This window comes from Desulfofundulus sp. JL263-se (assembly GCF_056316025.1).
Genome location: NZ_CM149993.1, coordinates 1452202 through 1476797 on the forward strand (window position 1 = coordinate 1452202; position 24596 = coordinate 1476797).

General features: G+C 47.9%; 28 protein-coding genes. 27 read left to right on the forward strand and 1 reads right to left on the reverse strand.

Annotation, left to right across the window (positions count from 1 at the left end; translation table 11 throughout):
• Window positions 1-33 precede the first annotated feature (33 nt).
• The 6 genes from mtnP to ACX4JR_RS07340 all read left to right on the forward strand — a co-directional run bounded on the left by mtnP (window position 34) and on the right by ACX4JR_RS07340 (window position 6139).
• Window positions 34-819 carry an S-methyl-5'-thioadenosine phosphorylase gene (mtnP, locus tag ACX4JR_RS07315; RefSeq protein WP_476060348.1) on the forward strand — a complete coding sequence of 262 codons (786 nt, stop codon included), beginning with the start codon at window positions 34-36 and terminating at the stop codon, window positions 817-819.
• Window positions 820-859: 40 nt separating this feature from the next.
• Window positions 860-1888, forward strand: a complete 1029-nt coding sequence (gene mtnA, locus ACX4JR_RS07320; protein WP_476060349.1) for an S-methyl-5-thioribose-1-phosphate isomerase — start codon at window positions 860-862, stop codon at window positions 1886-1888.
• A 39-nt stretch (window positions 1889-1927) separates the two neighbouring features.
• Complete coding sequence (locus ACX4JR_RS07325) at window positions 1928-3181, forward strand: adenosylhomocysteinase (protein ID WP_476060350.1); 1254 nt, start codon at window positions 1928-1930, stop codon at window positions 3179-3181.
• A gap of 14 nt (window positions 3182-3195) precedes the next feature.
• Window positions 3196-3846 (forward strand): class II aldolase/adducin family protein, encoded by a 651-nt coding sequence (locus tag ACX4JR_RS07330; RefSeq protein ID WP_476060351.1) that lies wholly within the window; start codon window positions 3196-3198, stop codon window positions 3844-3846.
• 100 nt (window positions 3847-3946) lie between these two features.
• Window positions 3947-5251, forward strand: coding sequence for an amidohydrolase (locus ACX4JR_RS07335; protein ID WP_476060352.1), 1305 nt, complete (start codon window positions 3947-3949; stop codon window positions 5249-5251).
• A gap of 36 nt (window positions 5252-5287) precedes the next feature.
• A complete protein-coding gene (locus ACX4JR_RS07340) occupies window positions 5288-6139 on the forward strand; it encodes a D-amino acid aminotransferase (RefSeq protein ID WP_476060353.1) in 852 nt (283 codons plus the stop codon).
• Window positions 6140-6203: 64 nt separating this feature from the next.
• Here the strand turns inward: ACX4JR_RS07340 and ACX4JR_RS07345 are convergent, their stop codons facing one another.
• Entirely contained in the window at window positions 6204-7562 is a 1359-nt protein-coding gene (locus ACX4JR_RS07345) for an aspartate aminotransferase family protein (protein ID WP_476060502.1), read from the reverse strand.
• 257 nt (window positions 7563-7819) lie between these two features.
• Here ACX4JR_RS07345 and ylxM point away from each other — a divergent pair, with 257 nt between their 5' ends.
• The 21 genes from ylxM to ACX4JR_RS07450 all read left to right on the forward strand — a co-directional run bounded on the left by ylxM (window position 7820) and on the right by ACX4JR_RS07450 (window position 24522).
• A complete protein-coding gene (gene ylxM, locus ACX4JR_RS07350) occupies window positions 7820-8170 on the forward strand; it encodes a YlxM family DNA-binding protein (protein ID WP_476060354.1) in 351 nt (116 codons plus the stop codon).
• A 66-nt stretch (window positions 8171-8236) separates the two neighbouring features.
• Complete coding sequence (gene ffh / locus ACX4JR_RS07355; RefSeq protein ID WP_476060355.1) at window positions 8237-9601, forward strand: signal recognition particle protein; 1365 nt, start codon at window positions 8237-8239, stop codon at window positions 9599-9601.
• 54 nt (window positions 9602-9655) lie between these two features.
• Window positions 9656-9898 carry a 30S ribosomal protein S16 gene (gene rpsP / locus ACX4JR_RS07360; RefSeq protein WP_476060356.1) on the forward strand — a complete coding sequence of 81 codons (243 nt, stop codon included), beginning with the start codon at window positions 9656-9658 and terminating at the stop codon, window positions 9896-9898.
• Window positions 9899-9936: 38 nt separating this feature from the next.
• Entirely contained in the window at window positions 9937-10182 is a 246-nt protein-coding gene (locus ACX4JR_RS07365) for a KH domain-containing protein (protein WP_476060357.1), read from the forward strand.
• Window positions 10183-10258: 76 nt separating this feature from the next.
• Window positions 10259-10777, forward strand: coding sequence for a ribosome maturation factor RimM (gene rimM, locus ACX4JR_RS07370; protein ID WP_476060358.1), 519 nt, complete (start codon window positions 10259-10261; stop codon window positions 10775-10777).
• A 12-nt stretch (window positions 10778-10789) separates the two neighbouring features.
• Window positions 10790-11539, forward strand: a complete 750-nt coding sequence (gene trmD, locus ACX4JR_RS07375) for a tRNA (guanosine(37)-N1)-methyltransferase TrmD (protein WP_476060359.1) — start codon at window positions 10790-10792, stop codon at window positions 11537-11539.
• Between the two features lie 113 nt (window positions 11540-11652).
• The gene (rplS, locus tag ACX4JR_RS07380; RefSeq protein ID WP_476060360.1) at window positions 11653-11994 is read left to right on the forward strand and encodes a 50S ribosomal protein L19; all 342 of its coding nucleotides are present in this window, start codon (window positions 11653-11655) and stop codon (window positions 11992-11994) included.
• Window positions 11995-12070: 76 nt separating this feature from the next.
• On the forward strand, window positions 12071-12640 hold the full coding sequence (gene lepB / locus ACX4JR_RS07385; protein ID WP_476060361.1) for a signal peptidase I: 570 nt from the start codon (window positions 12071-12073) through the stop codon (window positions 12638-12640).
• Window positions 12641-12712: 72 nt separating this feature from the next.
• Window positions 12713-13549, forward strand: a complete 837-nt coding sequence (gene ylqF, locus ACX4JR_RS07390) for a ribosome biogenesis GTPase YlqF (protein ID WP_476060362.1) — start codon at window positions 12713-12715, stop codon at window positions 13547-13549.
• Between the two features lie 80 nt (window positions 13550-13629).
• Window positions 13630-14445 (forward strand): ribonuclease HII, encoded by an 816-nt coding sequence (locus ACX4JR_RS07395; protein WP_476060363.1) that lies wholly within the window; start codon window positions 13630-13632, stop codon window positions 14443-14445.
• A 217-nt stretch (window positions 14446-14662) separates the two neighbouring features.
• On the forward strand, window positions 14663-15016 hold the full coding sequence (locus ACX4JR_RS07400; protein WP_476060364.1) for an NADH-quinone oxidoreductase subunit A: 354 nt from the start codon (window positions 14663-14665) through the stop codon (window positions 15014-15016).
• A complete protein-coding gene (locus ACX4JR_RS07405) occupies window positions 15007-15516 on the forward strand; it encodes an NADH-quinone oxidoreductase subunit B (protein ID WP_476060365.1) in 510 nt (169 codons plus the stop codon). The genes ACX4JR_RS07400 and ACX4JR_RS07405 overlap by 10 nt, the downstream gene beginning before the upstream one ends.
• A gap of 1 nt (window position 15517) precedes the next feature.
• Entirely contained in the window at window positions 15518-16003 is a 486-nt protein-coding gene (locus ACX4JR_RS07410) for an NADH-quinone oxidoreductase subunit C (RefSeq protein ID WP_476060366.1), read from the forward strand.
• A 30-nt stretch (window positions 16004-16033) separates the two neighbouring features.
• Window positions 16034-17137, forward strand: coding sequence for an NADH-quinone oxidoreductase subunit D (locus ACX4JR_RS07415; protein ID WP_476060367.1), 1104 nt, complete (start codon window positions 16034-16036; stop codon window positions 17135-17137).
• A 29-nt stretch (window positions 17138-17166) separates the two neighbouring features.
• The gene (nuoH, locus tag ACX4JR_RS07420; protein WP_476060368.1) at window positions 17167-18219 is read left to right on the forward strand and encodes an NADH-quinone oxidoreductase subunit NuoH; all 1053 of its coding nucleotides are present in this window, start codon (window positions 17167-17169) and stop codon (window positions 18217-18219) included.
• Between the two features lie 4 nt (window positions 18220-18223).
• The gene (locus ACX4JR_RS07425; RefSeq protein WP_476060369.1) at window positions 18224-18778 is read left to right on the forward strand and encodes a NuoI/complex I 23 kDa subunit family protein; all 555 of its coding nucleotides are present in this window, start codon (window positions 18224-18226) and stop codon (window positions 18776-18778) included.
• A 4-nt stretch (window positions 18779-18782) separates the two neighbouring features.
• Window positions 18783-19307: an NADH-quinone oxidoreductase subunit J family protein gene (locus ACX4JR_RS07430; RefSeq protein WP_476060370.1), complete on the forward strand. Its 525-nt coding sequence runs from the start codon at window positions 18783-18785 to the stop codon at window positions 19305-19307.
• The gene (nuoK, locus tag ACX4JR_RS07435) at window positions 19294-19608 is read left to right on the forward strand and encodes an NADH-quinone oxidoreductase subunit NuoK (RefSeq protein WP_476060371.1); all 315 of its coding nucleotides are present in this window, start codon (window positions 19294-19296) and stop codon (window positions 19606-19608) included. Before ACX4JR_RS07430 ends, nuoK begins: the two co-directional genes overlap by 14 nt.
• Window positions 19609-19642: 34 nt before the next feature.
• Window positions 19643-21580, forward strand: coding sequence for an NADH-quinone oxidoreductase subunit L (nuoL, locus tag ACX4JR_RS07440; RefSeq protein WP_476060372.1), 1938 nt, complete (start codon window positions 19643-19645; stop codon window positions 21578-21580).
• The gene (locus tag ACX4JR_RS07445) at window positions 21581-23095 is read left to right on the forward strand and encodes a complex I subunit 4 family protein (protein WP_476060373.1); all 1515 of its coding nucleotides are present in this window, start codon (window positions 21581-21583) and stop codon (window positions 23093-23095) included.
• A complete protein-coding gene (locus ACX4JR_RS07450; RefSeq protein ID WP_476060374.1) occupies window positions 23095-24522 on the forward strand; it encodes an NADH-quinone oxidoreductase subunit N in 1428 nt (475 codons plus the stop codon). Before ACX4JR_RS07445 ends, ACX4JR_RS07450 begins: the two co-directional genes overlap by 1 nt.
• The last annotated feature ends 74 nt before the right edge of the window (window positions 24523-24596 follow it).

A 24596-nucleotide genomic window follows, 5' to 3' on the forward strand; every position in this document is an offset into this window, starting at 1 on the left:
ATTTGCAGAGATTTGCAAATTGGAGGTTAAGATATGGCAATTAAGATTGGTATTATCGGGGGAACAGGGGTATATGATCCAAGTATTTTAGAGGACATAAGGGAAGAAAAGGTGGAAACCCGTTGGGGCAGTGCTAAGGTTAAAATAGGCAAATATAAAGGCAAGCAAATTGCCTTTATGGCCCGTCACGGTGAAGATCATACTGTTCCCCCTCATTTGGTGAATTACCGGGCCAACATAATGGCTCTGAAGCAGCTGGGGGTAAAAAACATCTTTGCTACTGCTGCAGTAGGTTCTCTAAACGAAAACATGAAACCAAAGGACTTTGTTTTTGTTGATCAGTTCCTTGATTTTACCAAATCCAGGCCGCAGACCTTTGTGGAGGACGGGGTGGTTCACCTTGATATGACCGATCCCTATTGTCCTCAATTACGCAAGGTGCTGGAAGAGTCGGCTAAAAGTCTGGGGCTTTCTTATCACAGCAAAGGTACGTATGTTTGTACCGAGGGGCCGAGGTTTGAGACCCCCGCTGAAGTGCGCATGTTTGCCAAACTGGGTGGGGACCTGGCCGGAATGACAAGTGTGCCCGAGGTGGTACTGGCCCGGGAGGCACAAATGTGTTATGCAACGATAGCCATGGTAACCAATTTTGGGGCCGGCATTTCACCAAACAGGCTGTCGCACCAGGAAGTACTGGACATAATGGGCGAAAACGCTGAAAACCTGCGCAAGCTGATTATGCATGCCATTGCCATTCTTGATGAAAACAGGACATGTATATGTCACGAGCCGCCTGAAGACCCTTCGGCTACAAAATAGAGGTTTTCATTTATTTTTTATAAAGGATGGAGTTGAATCTATGGAAACGATGTATTGGGAGGACGGTTGCCTGAAACTGCTGGATCAAACTAGGCTTCCTGCGAAGACGGTTTACCTTGACTGCAGGGAATATACTGATGTGGCCGAGGCAATAAAAAAGCTTAGCGTGCGCGGGGCACCGGCCATAGGTGCGGCTGCAGCCTACGGCCTGGTGCTTGGCGCTCTTGCTGTAAAGGATTTTGATAAAGCGGCATTCGTTCAAAAAGTGAAAAGTATAGCCGAAGAGCTGGCCTCCACCCGCCCCACCGCGGTAAATCTGCGTTGGGCCCTGGACCGTATGCTGGCCCGGCTTCGTTCCAGCAAGGCCGCCGACACCTCCGGGCTTATTTCGGAGATGTTGAAGGAGGCACACTCCATATTTAATGAAGATATCGAGGGGAACAAGCAAATGGGTAGATACGGCCTTAAACTTATCCCGCAGGGGGCCCGGATATTAACTCACTGTAATGCGGGGGCACTGGCCACAGCGGGTTACGGCACAGCTCTGGGCGTTATCCGTGCGGCCCACGAGAACGGGCTAGGGATCAGCGTTTATGCCGGTGAAACCAGGCCCCTTTTGCAGGGTGCCAGGCTGACGGCATGGGAAATGATGCAGGAAGGTATCCCGGTGACCTTAATCACCGACAATATGGCGGGATACCTCATGTACAAGAAGATGGTGGACTTGGTTATAGTGGGGGCGGACCGCATCGCTGCTAACGGTGATGTTGCCAATAAAATAGGTACTTACGGTTTGGCCGTTTTGGCCAGGGAGCACGGGATACCTTTTTACGTGGTTGCTCCCATGTCAACTATTGACTTTGGCTTGGATTCCGGCGACCAGATTCCCATCGAGGAAAGGGAGTGGCACGAGGTGGCCACCCTTGGCGGGCAGGTTGTGGCTCCGGAAGGCGTTAAAGTTTGGAATCCTGCCTTTGATGTTACTCCGGCCCGTTTGGTTACAGCCATAATTACCGATAAAGGAATTGCCCGTGCTCCGTACCGGAAATCCCTTAAAGCACTTAAGTAGCCGGCAATTTTTACCGCAATTCCTAAAAGGAGGAATTAAATGGCGGACTATATTATACGTGACATTAATTTAGCTGACAGCGGCAGGTTGAAAATTGACTGGGTTAAGGCCCATATGCCCGTATTGAATGCCATTCGCGAAGAATTTGAAAAGAAACTCCCCTTTAAAGGGGTGCGGGTGGCGATGAGCATTCACCTGGAGGCCAAAACCGCTTATTTGGCAGATGTTTTGAAGGCGGGAGGGGCTGATGTAGCTATTACCGGCTCGAACCCCCTGTCAACCCAGGACGACGTGGCCGCTGCCCTTGCCAGGGAAGGTATCAACGTCTATGCGTGGTACGGTGCCACCAGCGAAGAATATAACGAACACCTGCGCAGGACACTGGCTACCCGCCCAAAGATTATTATTGATGACGGCGGGGACCTCGTGCATATGCTGCATACCGAAATGAAGGACCTGGCAGAGGAGGTTATTGGCGGCAGCGAGGAGACCACTACCGGCGTGCTTCGCTTGAAGGCTATGGAGAGGGCCGGTCAATTGCGATTTCCCATGATAGCCGTTAACGATGCGTATTGCAAGTATCTTTTTGATAACCGTTACGGGACGGGAGAATCTACGTGGTCCGGTATCATGCGCACCACCAACCTTATTATCGCCGGTAAAACTGTTGTCGTAATGGGTTACGGCTGGTGCGGCAAAGGGGTGGCCATGCGGGCCAAGGGCCTTGGCGCCAAAGTTATTGTATGTGAGGTTGATCCCATTAAAGCCATCGAAGCGTACATGGACGGCTTTGAAGTAATGCGCAGTGATGAGGCTGCCGGGCGCGGCGATATTTTCATTACGGTTACCGGCTGTAAAGACTTATTGCGTTATCACCATTTCCACCGCATGAAAGACGGTGCCATTTTGTGTAATGCCGGGCACTTTGATGTGGAGATAAATATTCCGGAACTTGAGCGCGCCTCCGTCTCCCGCCGGACAGTGCGCAAAAATATTGAGGAATTTACCCTGCCCGACGGCCGTCGGATTTACCTGCTGGCGGAGGGACGTCTGGTCAACCTGGCGGCCGGAGACGGCCACCCGGCGGAAATAATGGACATGTCCTTTGCCCTGCAGGCCCTTTCCGCACGCTACATCCTTAATAACGGGGAAAAGATGGAGAAGAAGGTTTATGTAGTACCCCAAGATATCGACCGCTGCGTGGCAGAGTTAAAGCTCAAATCCCTGGGTATTGAAATTGACCGTTTAAGTGATGAACAATATGCTTACCTTAACAGTTGGGAACATGAATAAGAAGGATGATGGCCATGTCCGGAACTCTGGAACAAGTAAGCAAAGAACTTATTAAGGCTTGTAATGATATGGCCGGTGCGGGCTTGGTAGCCGGTACCTGGGGAAACGCCTCGGTACGCCTGTCCAGTGACGTTGTAATTATCACTCCCAGCGGCATGCCCTATGACAGTCTGGATCTTTCGGATATGGTGGCTATGGACCTTTCCGGCCATGTGGTGCAGGGGCACCGCCGTCCTTCCACTGAATTTCCCCTGCACTTGGAAATCTACCGCCGGAGGCCGGATGTGCATGCCATTATGCATACCCACAGCGTGTATGCTTGTGCTCTGGCTGCCGCCCGGGCGGACTTGCCGCCGGTATTGGAAGAGCAGGCCCAACTGCTGGGGGGGCGGGTGCCGGTGGCCGAATATGCTCCTGCAGGTACAGAAGAGCTGGCCCGTGCCGCTTCCCGGGCCCTTGGCCGGGGCGGGGCGGTTTTACTGGCCAATCATGGCCTGGTGGGAGTGGGGAGAAATATCGAGGAGGCTTTCTTAGTCTGCCGGATTGTTGAGAAAGCTTGCCAGGTATACATTTTAAGCCGTAGTGTGGGTTCTCCCGCCGTCCTGGAAGAGAAAGAGGTTGCATTTTTAAGAAAAGCTTTTCTTACAAATTATGGCCAGCAATGACGGGGTTAATTCACCCGCCCCGTAAAATGGGGCGGGCGATATAACATTGGAGATCTGTATATGAAAGGGGGAAATCCGGTTTTAAAGCCGGTATTTTGTTATGAATCTCCTTGTTAAAGCTGGAAACATCATTACCATGGATGAAAAGGAAATGCTGATTGAAGGCGGGGAAATTGCCGTTAAAAACGGCAGGGTTATACACATAGGACCCGCTGGCTCAACACCTGCCGATTTCAAGGCTGATAAGGTCGTTGGCGGGAATAAGATGCTGGCTATGCCCGGCTTTGTCAATTGCCACACCCATGCGTCCATGACCCTTTTACGCGGTTACGCTGATGACTTGCCTTTGATGAAATGGCTTAAGGAAAAGATATGGCCCTTTGAAGAAAATATGACACCGGACGATATTTACTGGGGAGCCATGCTGTGTTGTGTCGAGATGATTAAGTCGGGTACCACTACCTTTGCCGACATGTACATGCATATGGACCGGGTTGCCGAGGCAGTGGAAAAGACCGGAATGCGGGCGGTCTTAAGTCGCGGCTTGATTGGCATTACCCCCAGCGGTTCTCAGGCATTGGAAGAAAGTGAAGAATTTGTGCGGCAATACAACGGAACGGCGGAAGGCAGGATTACCTGCATGTTCGGGCCTCACGCCCCTTATACCTGCCCCCCGGACTACATCCAAAAGGTTATGGAATGTGCCGGGAAACTGGGCGTTGGAATTCATATTCACCTGGCGGAAACCCGCACGGAACTGGAAGATATTACGGCAAAATACGGAAAAACCCCTATTCAGCTCATGGACAGTATCGGGCTGTTTGAACTGCCCGTCTTGGCCGCCCACTGTGTGCACCTTGATGATACTGACATAGAGATTTTGGCCACCAAAAAGGTTGGTATTGCCCATAATCCGGAAAGCAATATGAAGCTGGCCAGTGGAATCGCGCCGGTGCAAAAGCTTGTTAAAGCCGGGGCCGTTGTGGGCCTGGGAACGGACGGTGCGGCAAGCAACAACAATCTGGACATGTTGGAAGAGCTGCGCAGTGCATCCCTGCTGCAAAAAGTTGCCACCGAAGACGCTACTTCTATGCCTGCATCAGCTGCTCTGGCCATGGCCACCAGGGAAGGGGCACGGGTGTTGGGGCTGCAGCAGGATGTAGGCGTATTAAAGAACGGATACAAAGCAGACGTGATTCTTTTAAATATGGATAAACCTCACCTGTACCCGCTTTACAATCCAATGGCCCAGGTAGCTTATGCTGCCTCGTCCGCCGACGTGGAAACCGTTATTATTGACGGCCGGGTGGTCATGGAAAACCGCCGCCTGTTAACGGTGGACGAAGATGAAATCTGCGCCAGGGCTGAAGAATGTGCCCTGAGGCTTTTGAAAAGAGTTAGCTGAATAAACTAGGTGCAGCCGTGGAAAAGAGGGATATCTTTGCAAGAATTGGTATATCTAAACGGTTGGCTGGGAACCTTTGAAGATGCTTTTATTTCTGTAAATGACCGGGGTTTCATTTTTGGAGACGGAATTTATGAAGTAATACGGGCCTACAACGGAATAATGTTCGGTCTGGATGACCATCTAAAACGCCTGGAATCCAGTGCCAGGGCTGTGGAAATGACTTTACCTGGCGATTTGCAAGAAATAAAATCGACCTGCCAGAATGTTCTGGGCAAGTCGGGGATAAAGGAGGCCATGATTTACATTCAGGTAACCCGGGGTACGGCTCCCAGAAATCATTTATTCGACCCGAATATGCGCCCCAATTTGCTGATAACCGTAAGGCACCTGCCGGAAATTTCACCTGTAATATATAACGAAGGAATAAATATAATCACACACCCTGATTTTAGGTGGCAGATGTGCAACGTAAAAACCATCTCCCTGCAGGCCAATGTACTGGCAAAGCATAAAGCCCGCAAGGCCGGGGCTTTGGAGGTTGTTTTTGTGCAATCTGACGGTACGGTAACGGAGTGCGGGTCCAGCAATATATTTATCTATAAAAGCGGTACTTTAAAAACACACCCGGCTAATAATAAAATACTTGCCGGCATTACCCGCAAATACATAATTGAACTGGCTAAGGTATTGTCCATAAACGTAAAGGAAGAACCCTTTACCATTTTAGAACTCATGGGGGCGGAGGAAGTTTTTTGTACTAATACCATAGAAGAAATAATACCTGTAGTTAAGGTAGATGAGAAAATTATTGGAAATGGCTGCCCCGGTCCTGTAACCAGCCGCCTTCATGAAGAGTACATTTCCCTCACACAACGTTTAAGATAGCTGTAATTCTTTAGGTATCATATAAAAAGCCCGTACCATCATCAAAGGTACGGGCTTTTTACCGTTAATTCTTATTTTGCCGGAGGGTTTTCAGAAAGGTCTTAACCCCGGAGGCGGCGACGCTGAAGAATCCCCGGTGCCGTGACAGGATTCGGTCCAGGGCGGAGCAGACGGCCTCCAGTTGTCCCATAGTAACGGTAAGGGGCGGCTCAAGCCGGATAACATTGGGATTATTAAGGGTATAGGCAGTAATAATGCCGTATTCATTGAGTAATTCAGCTGCAATAATGCTGGCCGTGTATTCATGGGAAAGTTTTCCGGTAATCCCGAAACTAATTTTATTACTCAAGCCGCCGGGTTGATCAAATTCCAGGCCAATCATGAGGCCCTTTCCGCGGACATCCTTTATCAGCGGGTATTTGTTTTTGAGCAGGTTTAATTTTTCCATAAAGAATTGGCCTTTTTTATGCGCCTCTTCCACCAGGTTTTCCTGGTAAATTACTTCCAGGGTGGCCAGCCCGGCAGCGGCTGCCCGGGCGTTCCCCCCAAAAGTGGAAGTATGTAGAGTTGCTTTATCCAGGCTGCCGTAGGCCTTTTTCCAGATATTATCCCTGGTAATGAAGGCCCCTATGGGCATGACCCCGCCGCCAAGGGATTTGGCCAGGCATAGCACGTCCGGCTCTACGCTTTCGTGCTCACAGGCAAACATTTTGCCCGTTCGGCCAAGGCCCGTTTGAATTTCATCAACAATTAAAAGGGCTCCGTACTTTTTGCATATTTTTTGCGCCCGGGCCAGGTAACCCTCGGGCGGCATTATAATGCCGCCTTCGCCTTGAATGGGCTCAACAATGAATGCTGCCGGGTTAAAAGCTTTCATTGCCTTTTCCAGCGCGTCTGTATCGCCAAAGGGGACAGGGTGACATCCCGGCAGGAGGGGCTCAAAGGGTTTTTGATATTTTTCCCGGCCGGTTACCGAAAGGGCGCCAAAGGTTTTGCCGTGAAAAGAATTTTTGCAAAATATTATATCCGTTCTGCCCGTTGCCGCCCGGGCCAATTTAAGGGCGCCTTCCACCGCCTCTGCACCGCTGTTGCAAAAAAAGGATCTCTGTAGTTCTCCCGGAGTAATTTGGGCCAGATTGTGGGCCAGGGCCCCTGCCAGGGCAGGCAAAGAAGCCTGAAGAAGGCCAGGCAAAGTTTTTACCTTGTCCAGGGCCTCAAGTAACCGGGGGTGATTATGTCCTATGTTTAACGCCCCGTATCCCCCGAGAAAATCAAGGTATTCCTTGCCATCACTGTCCCAAACATTGACTCCCGAGGCCTTAACGAAATGTTTATCAAAGTCCAGCAAACCCATAAGGGTAGCCAGGCCGGAATTGCCGTATTCTTTATGCATATTACGTACATCATTCCTATCCAGGGACATTGCATCTTCCAGGGAAAGAAGAGCTAAGCTCTCTCCGTTTTTACGTTTTAAATTCAAGCTGTTTTCACCTCACTCTGTGCAAAAAGTGTGCACAAATCTAACCATAAATCTAGCACGGTATTTACTGCCTGTCAATTTTATGCAATTGTTTTTGGCATTCCTTTTTTAATTGTACTGCTGTAAGCCTTGACAGAAATGGCCGTATTAACTACAATCTACGTGTAAAGTATTATACCTTTATAGCAGTAGGGATTGCTATGGATAAAGTGGCATGGATAACGTTGCTATTTGATTTTTACGGACAGCTACTTACTGAAAAGCAAAGAGAATTTATAGACCTCTATTATGGTAATGATTTTTCCCTGGGGGAAATTGCTGAAAATTATAACATTAGCCGCCAAGCGGTGTATGACAGTATAAAAAGAGCTGAAAATGTACTTAATGACTATGAAAAGAAGCTGGGTCTTGTAACCCGTTTTTTAAATCAGCGCAGCAAGCTTTCCGAAGTGGCAAAGTTACTTAAGGAATCTGAAAGTGAAGGAAAAACTGAGCCAGTGATAAAGGCGCGGAGAATATTGGAGGAAGTGCTGGAGATTGTGGGAGGGTGAGGATTTTACAAGTATTGTTTTTTATAAAATTTCCTTAATATAAAGGATTGCATAGGGGGATGTAAAGTGTTTTCCAGCCTGGCTGAAAGGCTTCAGGAAGCCTTTAAAAAATTAAAGGGAAAGGGAAAACTCAGCGAGGCCGATGTTGATCAGGCCCTTAAGGAAGTACGCAGGGCACTGTTATCCGCTGATGTAAACTTTCAGGTTGTTAAGGACTTTATAGGTCGCGTAAGAGAGCGGGCCCTGGGACAAGAAGTACTGGAAAGCCTGACACCGGCCCAGCAGGTCATAAAGATAGTGCGTGATGAACTGGTAAACTTAATGGGTGGCAGTGAAAGTAAGATAAATATGGCCCCAAAGCCTCCCACCGTTATTATGATGGTGGGCTTGCACGGGGCGGGTAAAACCACTACTTCAGCTAAACTGGCCAGGTTACTGAATAAACGGGGCCGAAAGCCTCTTTTAGTAGCCGCTGACGTGTATCGCCCGGCTGCCATTAAACAATTGGAAGTGCTGGGCAGCCAGCTGGACATACCGGTTTTTACCATGGGAGATAAGCAACCTCCTCCGGTAATTGCCAGGGCGGCCAGGGAAAGTGCCATCCGTAACGGTCAAGATGTAGTTATTATAGATACTGCCGGGCGCCTTCATATCGATGAAGAACTCATGGAGGAGTTGCACGCCATCAAGGCCGAGGTGCAGCCTGACGAGGTTTTACTGGTTATAGATGCCATGACCGGTCAGGATGCAGTTAATGTGGCCAAGACATTCAACGAGCGGCTTGCCCTGGGCGGTGTGATTTTGACCAAATTGGACGGGGATGCTCGGGGAGGGGCCGCGTTATCGGTTAAAGCTGTTACCGGTTGCCCCATCAAGTTTATCGGTGTTGGGGAAAAGTTGGATGCCCTGGAGCCGTTCCATCCCGACCGCATGGCCGACCGCATTTTGGGAATGGGAGACGTGCTTACTCTTATTGAGAAGGCCCAGTCCAGCTTTGACCAGGAAAAGGTGGCCAGGTTAAATAAGCGCATCCGCAGCATGGAATTTACTTTGGATGACTTTTTAGAGCAATTACAACAGGTAAGGAAACTGGGCCCCCTTGATCAGATATTGGGAATGATACCCGGCCTTGGTAATAGTAAGAAATTGAAAGATCTTAATGTAGATGAAAAAGAATTGATTTATGTAGAGGCTATCATTAATTCCATGACTCCATGGGAGAGACAAAATCCGTCTCAAATTAACGGGAGCCGTAAGCGGCGTATTGCCAAAGGCAGCGGTACCAGCGTTCAGGAGGTAAATCGCCTGCTCAAACAATTTGAGCAAACAAAGAGAATGATGAAACAGTTAATAGATGCCGAAAAGTCCATTAGAAAGGGTAAACTTAGGAAAAATCCATTTATGATTGGCAAGAAGGGAGGACCTTTTTAGGTCCGTTAAATAATATTAAGTGTAAATCCAAATCCTAACAAGGAGGTGACAAAAGTGGCCGTTAAAATCAGACTTAAAAGAATGGGAGCTAAAAAGAACCCTTTCTATAGAATTGTGGTTGCTGACTCCCGTTCACCTCGTGACGGCCGGTTTATTGAAGAATTAGGTTACTACGATCCTTTAAAGGAACCGGCGGAAATTAAGATTGACGAGGAAAAAGCAAGGGACTGGCTCAGCAAGGGAGCGCAGCTTACTGACACTGCCAGGGACTTGTTTAGCAAGGCAGGTATCATATAAAAAAGCCTGCCGGAGAATAATTGAGGAGGTCTATCCCTATGGAAGAGCTGGTGGAAGTATTAGCCAAAGCCCTGGTAGATCAGCCCGAACAAGTAGTGGTAAATTTAGTGGAAAAGGAAAAATCCAGCGTGATTCAATTAAGGGTAGCTCCGGAAGATATGGGTAAGGTGATTGGCAAAAACGGCCGTATTGCAAAGGCCATACGGACCGTTGTCAAAGCAGCTGCTATTAAAAAGCGGAAAAGGGTAACTGTTGAAATTGATAGTTTAACGATGCCCGGCTAGTTATTTTTGACTTTCATAGATTTATCGTGGTAATTGCCTCCTTTTTGGGGAGGTAATTAAGGAGGACTCCCGTTGGATGCAAAATATCCAGTATGTAACGGTGGGAAAAGTTGTTAATACCCATGGTAACCGGGGAATGTTAAGGGTTATACCTTTAACAGATTTTCCAGAACGGTTTTACGATATGGACGAGATCTTTGTTCTGCATCAAAGCACCAGGAGTATCTTGCACATTCAACGGGTATTCAGCCACAAAAAATTTATTATAATGCAATTCATGGAAATTCCGGACATGAACACGGCTGAAAAGTATAAAGGAGCCTTGCTTCAAGTACACCGGGACGACTTGGTGGAGCTGCCTAAAGATACGTTTTATATTTTTGAAATTATTGGGTCCAAGGTCTTTACCGTACAAGGGGAATTTCTCGGTGAAGTGAAGAATGTAATACAAACGGGGGCCAACGATGTATACGTGGTAGAAAAGGAGGGCCGGAAAAAAAACCTTTTAATTCCGGCACTTAAATCGGTTGTTCGCCATGTGGATGTGCAGGCAGGGCGAATAGAGGTTGTATTGCCCGAAGGTTTGGCTGATTAGGCGGGTGACGCCATGCAGATCGATATTCTTACCCTGTTTCCCGAAATGTTTCAGGGCCCCTTTGATACCAGCATGATTAAACGGGCCAGGGAACGGGGATTAGTTGGCATTAGCATTATTAATATCCGGGATTTTTCCCGGAATAAACATCGTACCGTTGATGACACTCCGTATGGCGGGGGAGCCGGCATGGTTATGAGCCCTGAGCCGGTTTTTGAGGCGGTGGATTTCGTGCGCCGGAGGTCCGGGAACTCTTCCCCTCGTATTATTCTTATGTGTCCTACGGGCAGTCCTTTTAACCAGGAATTGGCCAAGGAGCTGGCTAAAGAAGAACACCTGGTGTTAATTTGCGGGCACTACGAAGGGTTCGATGAGCGAATACGGGAAGGGGTAGCCACGGACGAAATATCCATAGGTGATTTCGTGCTTACCGGCGGTGAACTTCCTGCCATGGTGGTGGTGGACGCCGTATCCCGCCTGGTCCCCGGGGTGTTGGGAGAAAGGACTTCTGCCGAAGAAGACTCCTTTTACCACGGGCTTTTGGAATATCCCCAGTATACCCGCCCCCGTAACTTCAGGGGAATGGAAGTACCCGAGGTTCTCACCAGCGGCCACCACGAAAAAATTCGGCAGTGGCGTAGAAAGGAGTCACTAATCCGCACCCTTGTGAGAAGGCCGGACCTTTTAAAACCGGAAGTCTTAACTTCTGAGGACAGGGAATTTTTAAGGGAGTTAAAACAGGCGCTGGATAATGTTTCTTAAAGGGCTCATTGCGCCTGTAAAAAAATTGTGTTATAATTTGCCTTGTTGATCAAGGGTGGTCCGCTGCCTCCCAGTTGAGGCATGAACATCTGCAGAGAAGGGGGGTACATAAAATGAATTTGATTGATGTAATAGAGAAGGAACAGATGAAAAGCGATATCCCGGATTTTCGTCCGGGAGATACTGTAAGGGTACATGTGAAAGTTGTAGAAGGCAACAGAGAGCGTATTCAGGCCTTTGAAGGTATTGTAATCCGCCGCAGGGGATCCGGCCTGGGTGAAACATTTACTGTTAGAAGGGTTTCCTATGGCGTTGGCGTTGAGCGTACCTTTCCCTTGCATTCACCCCGTATTGCAAAAATTGAAGTAATCAGGCGCGGACGTGTACGCCGGGCCCGGCTTTACTACTTGCGCCAGCGGAAGGGTAAAGCGGCCCGTGTAAAAGAAAGAAGATAGAAATTATAATCAAGGGACTGCCTGCCAGTCCCTTTTTATAATTACCGGTAAATTTTATGGATGGGGAGAATCAGATATGGGGCAAATTGATCATGACAAAATAGATGGCGGTCAACTTCGGGAAAGGGGCAAGGGCCAGAAATCAAGTTTCATTGAAATATTGGAGTCAATTGTTATAGCTGTGGTGCTTGCCGCGTTAATCCGAATCTTTATTTTTAGTCCTTTTTACATACCTTCGGGCTCTATGGAACCTACACTGCAAATTGGTGACCGGATAATTGTCAGCAAATTGAATTACTACTTTGAAGAACCTTCCCGGGGAGACATAATGGTATTTAGATTTCCCCTGGACCCTAGCAGGGATTTCGTCAAGCGTGTTATTGCCCGTGGCGGGGAAACCGTTGCCGTTCGGAATAGTCAACTTTACATTAACGGTAAGCCCGTTGATGAAAATTATTTGCCGGATAATTTACAATTTCCCGATTTTGGCCCTGTTAAAGTACCCGAAGGCAGCTACTTTGTGATGGGGGATAACCGCAACAACAGCGATGACAGCCGAAGGTGGGGCCCGGTTCCGCAAGAATACATCGTTGGAAAAGCCATATTTATTTACTGGCCACTGAATAGAATAGAGCTTTTGCACTGATACGAGAAATTATTAAGATGTTTATGCCTTTTCCGGGACATAATTAATAAAAAAGATACCGGTCGTGAAAAAATGAACATTCAATGGTACCCCGGCCATATGGCCAAGGCGCGAAGATTGGTTGAACAAAACTTAAAACTAGTTGATGTGGTTATAGAATTGCTGGATGCCCGTGTCCCTGTCAGCAGCAGAAATCCCATGATCGATAAAATTATCGGTAACAAGCCGCGCCTTGTAATATTAAATAAAGCAGACCTTGCTGACGAAGATATTACCTCCTTTTGGATCAAAAAAATGAGCCAAAATGGAAGGGTTTTGAGAGTTGATTCCCGAACAGGACGCGGGATCAATAAGGTGCCGGCCGCTGTCGCAAAAATGGCCCGCCCTAAAATAAAGGGAAAGGTCAGGCCGGTGCGGTGTATGGTTGTGGGAATTCCTAACGTGGGTAAGTCCCTTTTTATTAATCGCTTAGTTCGGCAAAGGGTTGCCCGCACGGGAAACAAGCCCGGTATAACCAGGGGACAACAGTGGATACGGGTGAATAAGCGGGTGGAGTTGCTGGATACGCCGGGTATATTATGGCCGAAATTTGAGGATCCCGATGTAGGTTTTCGCCTTGCCGCTATCGGTGCCGTTCGAGAAGAAGTTTACCCAGTGGAAGATATAGCGGTTAAACTTATAGAGTGGTTAGAAAAAAATTATCCGGGAACTTTGAATAAGCGCTATAATCTTGATTTTTCTGGGTTACCAATGGAAATTATGGAAAAAGTGGCCAAAAAAAGAGGATTTATACTTCCAGGAGGAAAAATTGATATATATAAAACATCAATCCATATATTAAAAGAATTTAGAGACGGAAAGTTAGGCCGCTTCACCCTTGATTTGCCTCCTAAAATAAAAATAAGTTAAAAAATATTCATATTGGGGAGGGATTTAATTGCGGACCGAGAAAAAGTTAATAAGTCCACTTTTCTTTTCGGAGTAAATATATGTCGAAAAAACAGATAGTGGATTTAAAAGCCTTTACGGTATCGGAAATCAGGCGGATATATGGTAATGCCGCTGAATTGGGAGATGACTTTATTGAAGCCCTTTCTAAGGATTCAAGGGCGGGGGTTAAAAGATTATATAATCAGTTGCGGCGAAAGAAAGAGAAACAAGTGGAAGATATGTGCCGCTTGCGTAACCTTTTTAAGCCCGAAGAAAATGTTTGGAAACAGGGGTGCTCGTATGTTGCCGGGGTTGACGAGGCGGGCAGGGGCCCTTTGGCCGGACCGGTGGTGGCCGCAGCGGTTATATTACCCGGCTTCGTAGATCTCCCTGGACTTAAAGATTCTAAGAAACTGACACCTGAAGCCCGCAAAAAAATGGCATTAAAGATAAAAGAAGTAGCGGTAGATTGGTCAGTTAGCCTATCCACAGTTAGTGAAATTTTATGTTATAATATCTACTGGGCATCTTTGCTGGCTATGAAAAGGGCAGTCCGTGGTTTAAAATTTACACCTGATTATATTTTAGTTGACGGTTTTGCCATTAAAGATATTGATATCCCCCAGCAGCCGCTGGTGGGCGGAGATGAATGTTCTGCTTCCATTGCCGCGGCGTCCATAATTGCCAAGGTTACCCGTGATGAATTAATGAAAGTTTTGCATAATTTTTATCCCCAATACGGGTTTAAAAATCATAAGGGCTATGCAACCCGTGAACACTTGCAAGCGTTGGAGTTATACGGGCCGTGTCCGGTGCACCGCACGGGTTTTGGGCCGGTGAAAAAAGTATTATCCCAAAAGGATGACTATAAATAATATCTGCTATTTGTCGGTAAACAAAAAGGAAATATTAAACGTATTAGTTAACTGATAATTAAATAATTATTTACATAAAAGTTTTTTTCAATGGTGAAATTTGCCCTAGTTGTGCGCCGGGGAGTTACAAAATTCACAATCCTGTAAATCCCTGGCTGGTTTGGGGCAATTTTAAATACTTTGGAGGCAAGTATTCCTTGAGAAAGGGGGGAGATCGGTGTCTGATTGGGTAGGGGTATCCATTTTTCTTATAGTGGGAATTGTTTTCGGAGCCGGGGGAATTATCACTAGTTTTATTATTCATCCCAGGAGCAGGAGCCGGCAAAAATTTGAGACTTATGAATGTGGTATTCCCACCATCGGCCCAACCTGGGTACAGTTCCGAACAAGTTACTTTCTTTATGCATTATTATTCGTCATATTTGATGTTGAAACCATCTACCTGTACCCGTGGGCGGTAAAATTCCAAGTCCTGGGACCATTTGCCTTTATTGAAATGATAATCTTTATTTTTATTCTAATTGTTGGTTTGTGGTACGCCTGGAAGGAAGGTGCATTGGAATGGAAGTAAATAAAGATACCCAAGGCATGCCTGTACCGAGCGAGTTGAAGCGGCTTGTTCACTTTGCATCCCTGGAAAAAGTCTTGAACTTGGCCAGGGCACACTCCCTTTGGCCGCTGGGCTTTGGCCTGGCCTGCTGTGCCATCGAAGCCCTCATGGGTGCCAACGGTCCCCGTTACGATCTGTCCCGCTTCGGTTATGAGGTTATGCGTCCCACGCCGAGGCAGGCAGATGTGATGATTGTGGCCGGAACGGTCACTAAGAAAGCTGCGCCCTTTGTTTTACGCTTATGGGAGCAAATGGCGGAACCCAAGTGGTGTATTGCTGTTGGCAGCTGTGCCATTTCCGGCGGACCCTTCGTGGATTCATATTATGTTGTGCCCGGTGTAAATAAACTTATACCGGTGGACGTTTATGTGCCCGGCTGCCCACCACGTCCGGAAGCCGTTATTGACGGGTTTCTGAAACTCAGGGCCAAGATTCTGGATCCGAAGGTGGTGGAGCGGTAATATGGAAAATAAACTGTCTGCCATAGTTAAAGAATTAAAGGAAAAGTATCCACAGATTGATGTCTCCGAACAGCTGACTATTACCGTCCCTGTTTCAGATTTGCTGGCTTTTATGCAAGATTTAAAAGATAATTATGCCTTTGATTACCTTACCAACCTTACTGCAGTGGATTATCCCGGGGAAAAGAAGGGTAAGGGTGGGGAAAATGAGGCTGAAGATGATGGTGTAATGGAAGTTGTATATAATCTGAACTCTATTTCTGAAGGGTACAGTTTAATGGTTAAAACGCGGGTTAGCCGCAAAAGACCCGAACTCCCTTCGGTGTTCCCAATTTGGGGCGGTGCCAATTGGCAGGAGCGCGAAGTCTACGACCTCTTTGGCATTGTCTTTACCGGCCACCCCAATTTGAAGCGGATTTTGCTTGACGAGCGCTTTGAAGGACACCCCTTACTTAAGGATTTTCAGTGGGTGGGTGGCAGACAGTAACTCTTGATATTGAATTAAGAGGTGTAGCAAATGTTAAAGACACAAACTTATACAATAAACTTTGGCCCACAGCACCCCGCTACCCACGGCGTGTTCCAGGTAGTCCTTACCCTTGACGGGGAAAGGATTGTCAAAGCTGAGCCCGTTTGCGGCTATCTGCACCGGGGAATTGAAAAACTGGCGGAAAGCCGTACCTACCAACAGGTAATTCCTTATACTGACAGAATGGATTACCTGGCCGCCATGTTGCAAAACTTGGGTTATGTTCAAGCTGTAGAAAAATTGATGGGTATTGAGGTTCCTGAAAGGGCCGAATATTTGCGTGTCATTGTGGGAGAGCTGTCCAGGCTGGCCAGCCACTTGCTGGCTACCGGTGTTTATGCTTTGGACATTGGGGGCTTTACCGGATTTCTTTTATGCTTCCGCGAAAGGGAACGCGTAATGGACTTGCTGGAAGAATTGACGGGCTCGAGGATGACCCTGAGTTATGCCCGTATAGGCGGAGTGGCTGATGATGCTCCCGATGGGTGGCTCGATAAGGTTAAAAAGCTCATGGATGAAATGCCCGGGTATATTGACGAATACGACGGGCTCATTACCGGAAATGAAATATTCCAGGCCCGTACCAAGTATGTAGGGGTATTGTCTCCTGAAACGGCCATAAATTACAGCCTTAGCGGGCCTGTGCTCCGCGGTTCAGGGGTTAATTACGACCTGCGCAAGGCCAAGCCGTACGGGATTTATGATCGTTTCGACTTTGAAGTGCCCCTGGGCAAAAACGGTGATTGTTTTGACCGTTACTTCTGCCGGGTAAAGGAAATGCGCCAATCGGTGCGGATTATCCAGCAAGCCATCGAGCAGATTAAGGAAGTTGGCGGCCCGGTAATGGCTAAGGTGCCGAAGGTACTAAAGCCCCCGAAGGGCGAAGTGTACCACGAAATTGAAAGCGCCAAGGGAATTATCGGGTATTACGTGGTCAGCGACGGTACCAACAAGCCCTACAGGGTGCACGTCAGGCGCCCGTCATTTATAAACTTGGGTTACCTGGATGAAATGTGCAGGGGCTATCTAATTGCCGACCTGGTTGCCATTCTGGGCAGCATCGACATCGTTCTGGGTGAAGTGGACTGTTAACAAAATAGGGACTATAGGGGAGAAGAGTCATGTTAGAAAATCTTTTTACGGGTATAGCTGACTCGCTTAGAAGCACGCTGGACAGTACAGGCGTCCCTCCACTATGGAATGACGTCTCGCTGTTGGTTGTGAAGCTGGTAGCTATACTGGTATTTATTCTCCTGAATGCTCTCTGGCTGGTTTATATGGAGCGTAAGGTAGCCGCTTATATGCAGGCCCGTATTGGTCCCAACAGGGTGGGGCCCAAGGGATTGCTGCAAACAACTGCTGATATTGGAAAGCTAATTAGTAAAGAAATACCCATTCCTGAAAATGCCGATAAGATTCTTTTCCTATTGGCGCCAGTTTTGATTTTTGTGCCGCCCTTGATGATTTTTGCCGTAATTCCCTTCGGTGAAGGTATGGCAGCCCTGGACATGAATGTAGGGTTGTTCTATGCATTCGCCGTGGCCTCCCTCAGTACAGTAATTTTTTGGATAGGCGGCTGGAGTTCTAACAATAAGTACTCCCTTGTGGGTGCTATGCGTGTAGTGGCTCAAATGGTAAGTTATGAGCTTCCCCTGGTTTTATCCGTATTGGGTGTAGTTATGCTGGTGGGAAGCATGAACCTGTCTGATATCGTTAATGCTCAGAAAAGCATGTGGTTTATTATAACCCAGCCTATTGCCTTTTTGATTTATTTCATAGCGGCAGTAGCTGAATGTAACCGCACCCCCTTCGACCTGGTGGAAGGAGAGTCGGAAATTATCAACGGGCCCTATACGGAATATGGCGGAATGGCATTTGCTATGTTCTTCCTGGCCGAATATGCGAACGTTATGATTATTTCAGCCATGGCTACCGTTCTCTTTTTAGGTGGATGGCTTGCTCCTTTCGGATTGACCTTTATTCCTTCCTGGCTTTGGTTCTTTATCAAAATGTACGTAATGATTTTCGTTGTAATGTGGCTTCGCTGGACTTACCCGCGTATTCGTGTTGACCAGTTGATGGGCTTTGGTTGGAAGGTACTGGTACCCCTTTCCCTGGCCAACATCTTCGTAACCGGTATTGGCATGTATATCTACCGGGCGATAGGGTGGTGATGGCATGTTTGGAAAAGGATTATTGAAAGGTTTGGCCATTACATGGAAGGAATTCAGGTCGAAAAAATTTACAGCGCAGTATCCTGAACAGCCACATCCCAAGCCGGAGCGTTTTCACGGCCGGTTTGCACTCGATGTTAATAAATGTATTGCCTGTAATTTATGTGCCAATGCTTGTCCCAATAAGGTTATCCAAATTAGCAGTAAAAAAGTAGAAAAGAAAAAGTTCTTAACCAAGTATGTAATGAACATCCAATATTGTATGTTCTGTGGAATGTGTGTGGAAGCGTGTAACAAAGGGGCACTGCGCTTTACTACTGAACACGATATGAGCCAGTATTTTTATAATGACATTCCACTGGTATTAGTGGAGCGTGAGGCACCTAAGCCCGAGCCGAAGCCAGAAAAGGAAAAGGACGGGGTAAAAGCCGGAGCAAAAGCCAAGCAAAAGGGTGCGGGGAAAGGAAAAGAAAAAAAGGAAACCCCGGCGGCATCTGCTGATAAGCAGGCCAAGGAAGAAGTAGCTGCCGGAAAGGCCCCGGACAAGGAGGGTCAGTAATCCCATGGAAACCAGTATTTACAGCATAATTGCCTTCTATATGCTGGCCGCAATTATCCTGGGCTCTGCTATTATGGTGGTGGCGCTGCGCAATATAGTTCATTCGGTTTTATTTCTCGCCGTTTGCTTTATATCCATGGCCGGCTTATACCTTCTTCTGGATGCCGTATACTTGGCAGTCATCCAGGTTTTGGTTTATGCCGGAGCGGTATGTATTATGATTATCTTCGGTATTATGCTCATTCAAAGGACGGATATTAAGCAATCGAACCTGTTTAACAGGCAGACCAAATTGGCAGCAGGAGTAGTGGCATTGACACTGGCGGTATGCGGCGTATTGGCGGGAAATACCGCCTGGGCCGACCTGGCAACAAGCACGCCGGTACCCGAGGATTCATTGGGACTAATTGCCAAGCTGCTCTTGAGCAAGTACGTCATCCCCTTTGAAGTTGCTGCCTTGCTGTTACTGGTAGCTCTGATAGGGGCCATCGTTCTGGCCAAGGAGGTGAAGGCTAATGCCGATGATTAGCCTTACCCATTATGTGGTCCTGTCAGCAATACTTTTTAGTATAGGCCTTTTCGGAGTGCTGGTAAAAAAGAACGCCGTATCGGTGCTCATCTGCATTGAGTTAATGCTTAATGCCGTAAATATCAATCTTATTGCTTTCAGCAAATATATTACACCGACCGACTTTATTGGCCAGATATTTGCTATATTTGTGATTACCGTGGCTGCTGCGGAAGTGGGAGTAGGGTTGGCGATTATTATAGCCATCTACCGTAACAAGCTGTCGGTCAATCTCGATGAATTTGACTGGCTGAAATGGTAGTATTTATACAGATGAAGGTAGGTGCGAAAGGAAAATGTTTGTTGAATTTGCGTTGCATAATGCGTGGCTGGTACCTCTGCTACCCGCTCTCGCGTTTGTAATTATCATATTCTTAACCCGGCCGTGGCCGAAATTGAGTGCTATTGTATCTATTACGGGCATGGCCACAGCGTGCTTTTTTGCAACGCTGGCTGCTTACGGAGTATTTACTAACCATGAGTTCACCGAGCATCCCCTTGTATATGCCGTAAGGTGGTTCTCTCTCGGGCTGCCGGGAGCGCCGGAATTGCAAATTAATGTGGGCGTTCAGCTGGACCCAACCTCGGCCATGATGCTCTTTATGGTGAGCTTTATTGCCACCTTTATCCAGTTATATTCGGTGGGTTATATGGAGGGAGATCCCGGATTTTCCGTATTCTTCTCGTATCTATCCCTTTTTGCGGCATCAATGCTGCTGCTGGTTATCTCCAGTAACCTGCTGCAGATGTTTATTGCCTGGGAACTGGTGGGTCTTTGTTCTTACCTGTTGATTGGATTTTATTCCCATAAAATATCGGCAAGGGAAGCCGCCAAGAAGGCTTTTGTCACCTGCCGGATAGCAGACTTCGGGCTGCTGTTGGGTATTCTCGGCCTGGTAATTACCTTTGGTACCCTCGACTTTGTGGAGTTGAGTGAAAAAGTAGCTAATTTCGAAGAATATACCACTTTTGGCACTCTTACCTTATTGGCTGTACTGGTTTTTATAGGACCTGTCGCAAAATCAGGCCAGTTTCCGCTGCACGTGTGGTTACCCGATGCTATGGAAGGTCCCACCCCGGTCAGTGCTCTCATCCATGCTGCTACCATGGTCGTAGCCGGTGTGTATCTGGTAGGGCGCATGCTGTTCCTGTTCGATGAAGTTCCCGTGGCTACGGAACTGGTGGCCATTACGGGCGCTTTTACGGCTCTTTTTGCAGCTACCATTGCCATCACCCAAAGGGAAATCAAGCGCATACTGGCTTATTCCACGGTCAGTCAATTGGGTTACATGATGCTGGCCCTGGGTGTCGGGAGTCTTACAGCCAGTATGTTCCACTTGTGGACTCACGCCTTCTTCAAGGCCTTGATGTTCCTTGCAGCCGGTAGTGTCCTGCATGCCCTGCATCATAAGGCTGATGTGTGGGAAATGGGTGGACTGGTCAAGAAAATGCCCATTACCTCCTGGACCTTTGTGGTTGGAGGACTGGCCATTGCCGGTATTCCGCCCTTTGCAGGTTTCTGGAGCAAGGATGAAATCTTGGTGGCAACGTTACAAAGCGGCCACTACGTACTATATGCGATGGCTGCCTTTACTGCGTTCCTGACTGCATTTTACATGTGGCGCTTGATTTTCCTGGCCTTCTATGGAGAAGAAAAGCCGGAAAATCATCCCCATGAATCCCCGTGGACAATGTGTGTGCCGCTTCTTGTTCTGGCGGTGGGTGCCACCGTGGCAGGTCTTGTGGGGACTCCTTGGAACAATATTTGGGCGCACTGGATTTATTTCGGTGAAGCTCACCACGGTGGAGAGATTGCCTGGGGTGCCATGATTTCTTCGGTCATTCTGGCCGTGGCCGGAATATACCTGGCCTACGTGCTGTACCTGAAGGATGCTGAAAAAGTCAAGGTAAAAGAACTTGCCGAAAGATACAAACCCATATATACCTTGCTCTATAACAAGTATTACATCGACGAAATTTATCTCTGGTTCAACCATACCGTTATTGATGGTACTGCCAAGTTAATGTATCTCTTTGACATTTATGTGGTTGACGGCGTAGTAAACGGGCTCGGCGGGTTAGCCAAACTGTCCGGTGACGGTTTGCGGGTTCTTCAGACCGGCCGCATGCAAAATTATGCCTTGGTATTTTTCCTGGGGGTACTGGCCATTGCCGTCCTCATGGCTTTTACCGGCCCATCCGCCGCCAGCCTGGTCCTGGGAGGTGTGATGTAGATGAATTTTCCCGTACTCCCTGTGATATTGCTGGCCCCGGTGGTAGCTGCCCTCATCCTGGTTTTTGTGCCCAGGGATGAGCATAAGCTAATTAAGAGCGTGGCCGCTATAGGTACTTTTGTTTCATTGTTCTTGAGCCTGTATGTTTACTTTGCTTATGATAAAAGCGTCGGCGGTTTGCAATTTGTGGTACAGCATCCGTGGATTCAGGACCTGGGCGTTACTTTCTTCCTGGCCGTGGATGGCATAAGTTTACCCATGCTCCTGTTGACGAATTTAATTGGCTTTTCGGCTGTATTTGCATCCTGGAACATTAACAACCGCCCGCGGGAGTTCTTTATCCTGCTGATGATTCTTATAACCGGCGTGATGGGAACGTTTATTGCCCATGACCTGTTCATTTTCTTGCTCTTCTATGAAGTGGTGGTCATTCCCATTTACGTTATGGTTGTTATCTGGGGTAGCTCCAAGCGGGTTACCAAGGAATACGCCGGTATGAAGCTGACCATCTACCTGTTGATCGGTAGTGCCTTCCTTTTGGTCGGCGTGATTGCCCTGTTCATGAAGAGCCTGGGGATTTTAGGCGCGCCTGATTTCAGTTTCGCCGGCCTTGCCGCTGCCGGAAGTCAATTGTCTAGGTTTGACCAGATATGGCTGTTTGCCCTGCTGCTGTTCGGATTTGGCTCGCTTATTTCCATGTGGCCTTTCCATTCCTGGTCACCCGATGGTTACGCCGGTGCTCCCACGGCAGTCAGCATGATTCACGCCGGGGTGCTTAAAAAGATCGGTGGCTACGGTTTGGTCAAGGTAGCTGTTGTAACCCTTCCTTTGGGAGCAAAGTTTTGGGCTCCTGTGATGGCCGTGCTCGGAGTATGCGGTGTAGCCTATGCCGCTTTCGGGGCTCTGGCACAGAAGGATTTAAAATATATTGTAGGTTATTCTTCAGTTAGCCACATGGGTTATGTTGTACTTGCTGTGGCCAGCCTGGATGTTATCGGGCTGAACGGTGCCGTGGCCAATATGTTCGCCCACGGTGTAATGGCAGCACTGTTCTTCTCCATGATCGGGTTTATTTACGAAAAAACTCACACCCGTTGGATACCTGACATGGGAGGTTTGGCCCGCCAGGCTCCCAAGCTCGCCGCCGGCTTCATGTTGGCTGCCATGGCGTCTCTGGGCCTGCCGGGTCTGGTGAGTTTTATTCCTGAATTTACCATTTTCGTTTCGGCCTTCAACAACTATGGCGGCCTTGCAGTAATCGCTATCGCGGGTATCATCATTACCGCACTATATGTCCTGCGGGCCGGAGCCAATACACTGTTTGGTCCTCCCAGGCCGGAATACGATCATCTTGAAGATATTAAGGGGCCGGAGCTTGTACCTCTAGTAGTACTGGGCAGCGTGCTGGTAATTGGAGGAATACTTCCCTCCCTGTTATTCGACATGATTAACAGTGGTGTTGTTCCTCTCCATGCCGAGATAAGCAACGTGCTGCAGTTAGGGGGGAACCTGTAATGCCGTTTGATGCTTCTTTGCTTACCATTGAACTGTTAACGGTATCCCTGGGACTGGCGGTACTCATTTTAGGGATAATTACGCCGGAAAGTGCCAGAAGGGGACTTGCTTGGTTTACCTTGATGGGCCTGGCTGGCATTGTAGGAGTTGCCATAGCTACCTGGGGAACCCAAGGAAGTTTATTGTCGGGCATGTTCTTGGTGGATAATTATGCCGCATTTTGGAAAATAACATTCTTGTTGGCAGCCTTGCTGGTAGTGCTGGGTTCCATGCGCTACGTTGATAATATGGGCGGGCAAACCGAATATTATAGTACGCTGGTATTCGCTACGCTGGGCATGATGGTGATGGCTTCAGCAGGCGATTTTATAACCCTGTACATGGGCCTCGAATTAATGACCATTGCTTTTATAATATTGGTTTGCTTCCGCAAGACGGACGGTAAATCGGTGGAGGCAGGAATTAAATACATTTTATTGGCCGGAATGAGCTCTGCCGTGTTGCTCTATGGTATCAGCTTGATATACGGGCTGACCGGCAGTATTATGATTAATGAGGTTGCCCGTTTGGTGGCCATGAATCCGGTAAGCCCGGCGCTCGTACTTGGAACAGTCATGCTCGTGGCAGGGCTCGGTTTTAAAATCTCCGCCGTTCCTTTCCACATGTGGTCACCTGACGTTTATGAAGGTGCACCCACTCCCATAACTGCTTTTTTAGCAGTGGGTTCTAAAGCAGCATCCTTTGCCATTCTATTACGAATTTTCATCGGTGCCCTGCCCGGAATTTGGGAACATTGGGCCTCGGTAATGGCCATATTGGCCGCAGTAACCATCATTGTTGGTAATCTAGTGGCTATACCGCAAAATAATATTAAGCGCCTTTTAGCCTATTCCAGTATTGCCCAGGCCGGTTATATTCTGGTGGGGCTGGTTACAGCCACAGAGGCAGGCATAAAAGGTGTAATGTTCTATGCCTTCTTATACGTTTTCGCTACCGTGGGAGCTTTTACGGTAGCCACCTACTTCTATAATGTTACAGGAAGTGACAAAATCAAAGATTATGCGGGACTTAGCCAGCGTTCACCCCTTATGGCGGCCGTTATGCTAATAACCATGCTCAGCATGGCGGGCATTCCGCCGCTGGCCGGATTTGTCGGCAAGTTTTACCTGTTTAAGACCATTATCGATAATTACCTCTGGCTTGCCTTTATTGGTCTGATCATGAGCATGGTGTCAGTTTATTACTACTTGAGAGTAGCTTTGGTCATGTACCGTGATGAGCCGGCTGATCCTACTCCCATAAAGCTTTCCAGCCCGGTGGCCGTTACCCTTATCATCACTCTGGTTGCCACCATAATCATCGGTGTATATCCGGGACCGCTTTCCGAGGTAGTAAATTCGGCTGCCCATTCCTTCTTCTTGCAGTAGTTACCGGAAACTAATGAAGCCAGGTTCTACAAAAAGTAGAACCTGGCTTTATTGTTTATAGTCCCTATATGTTG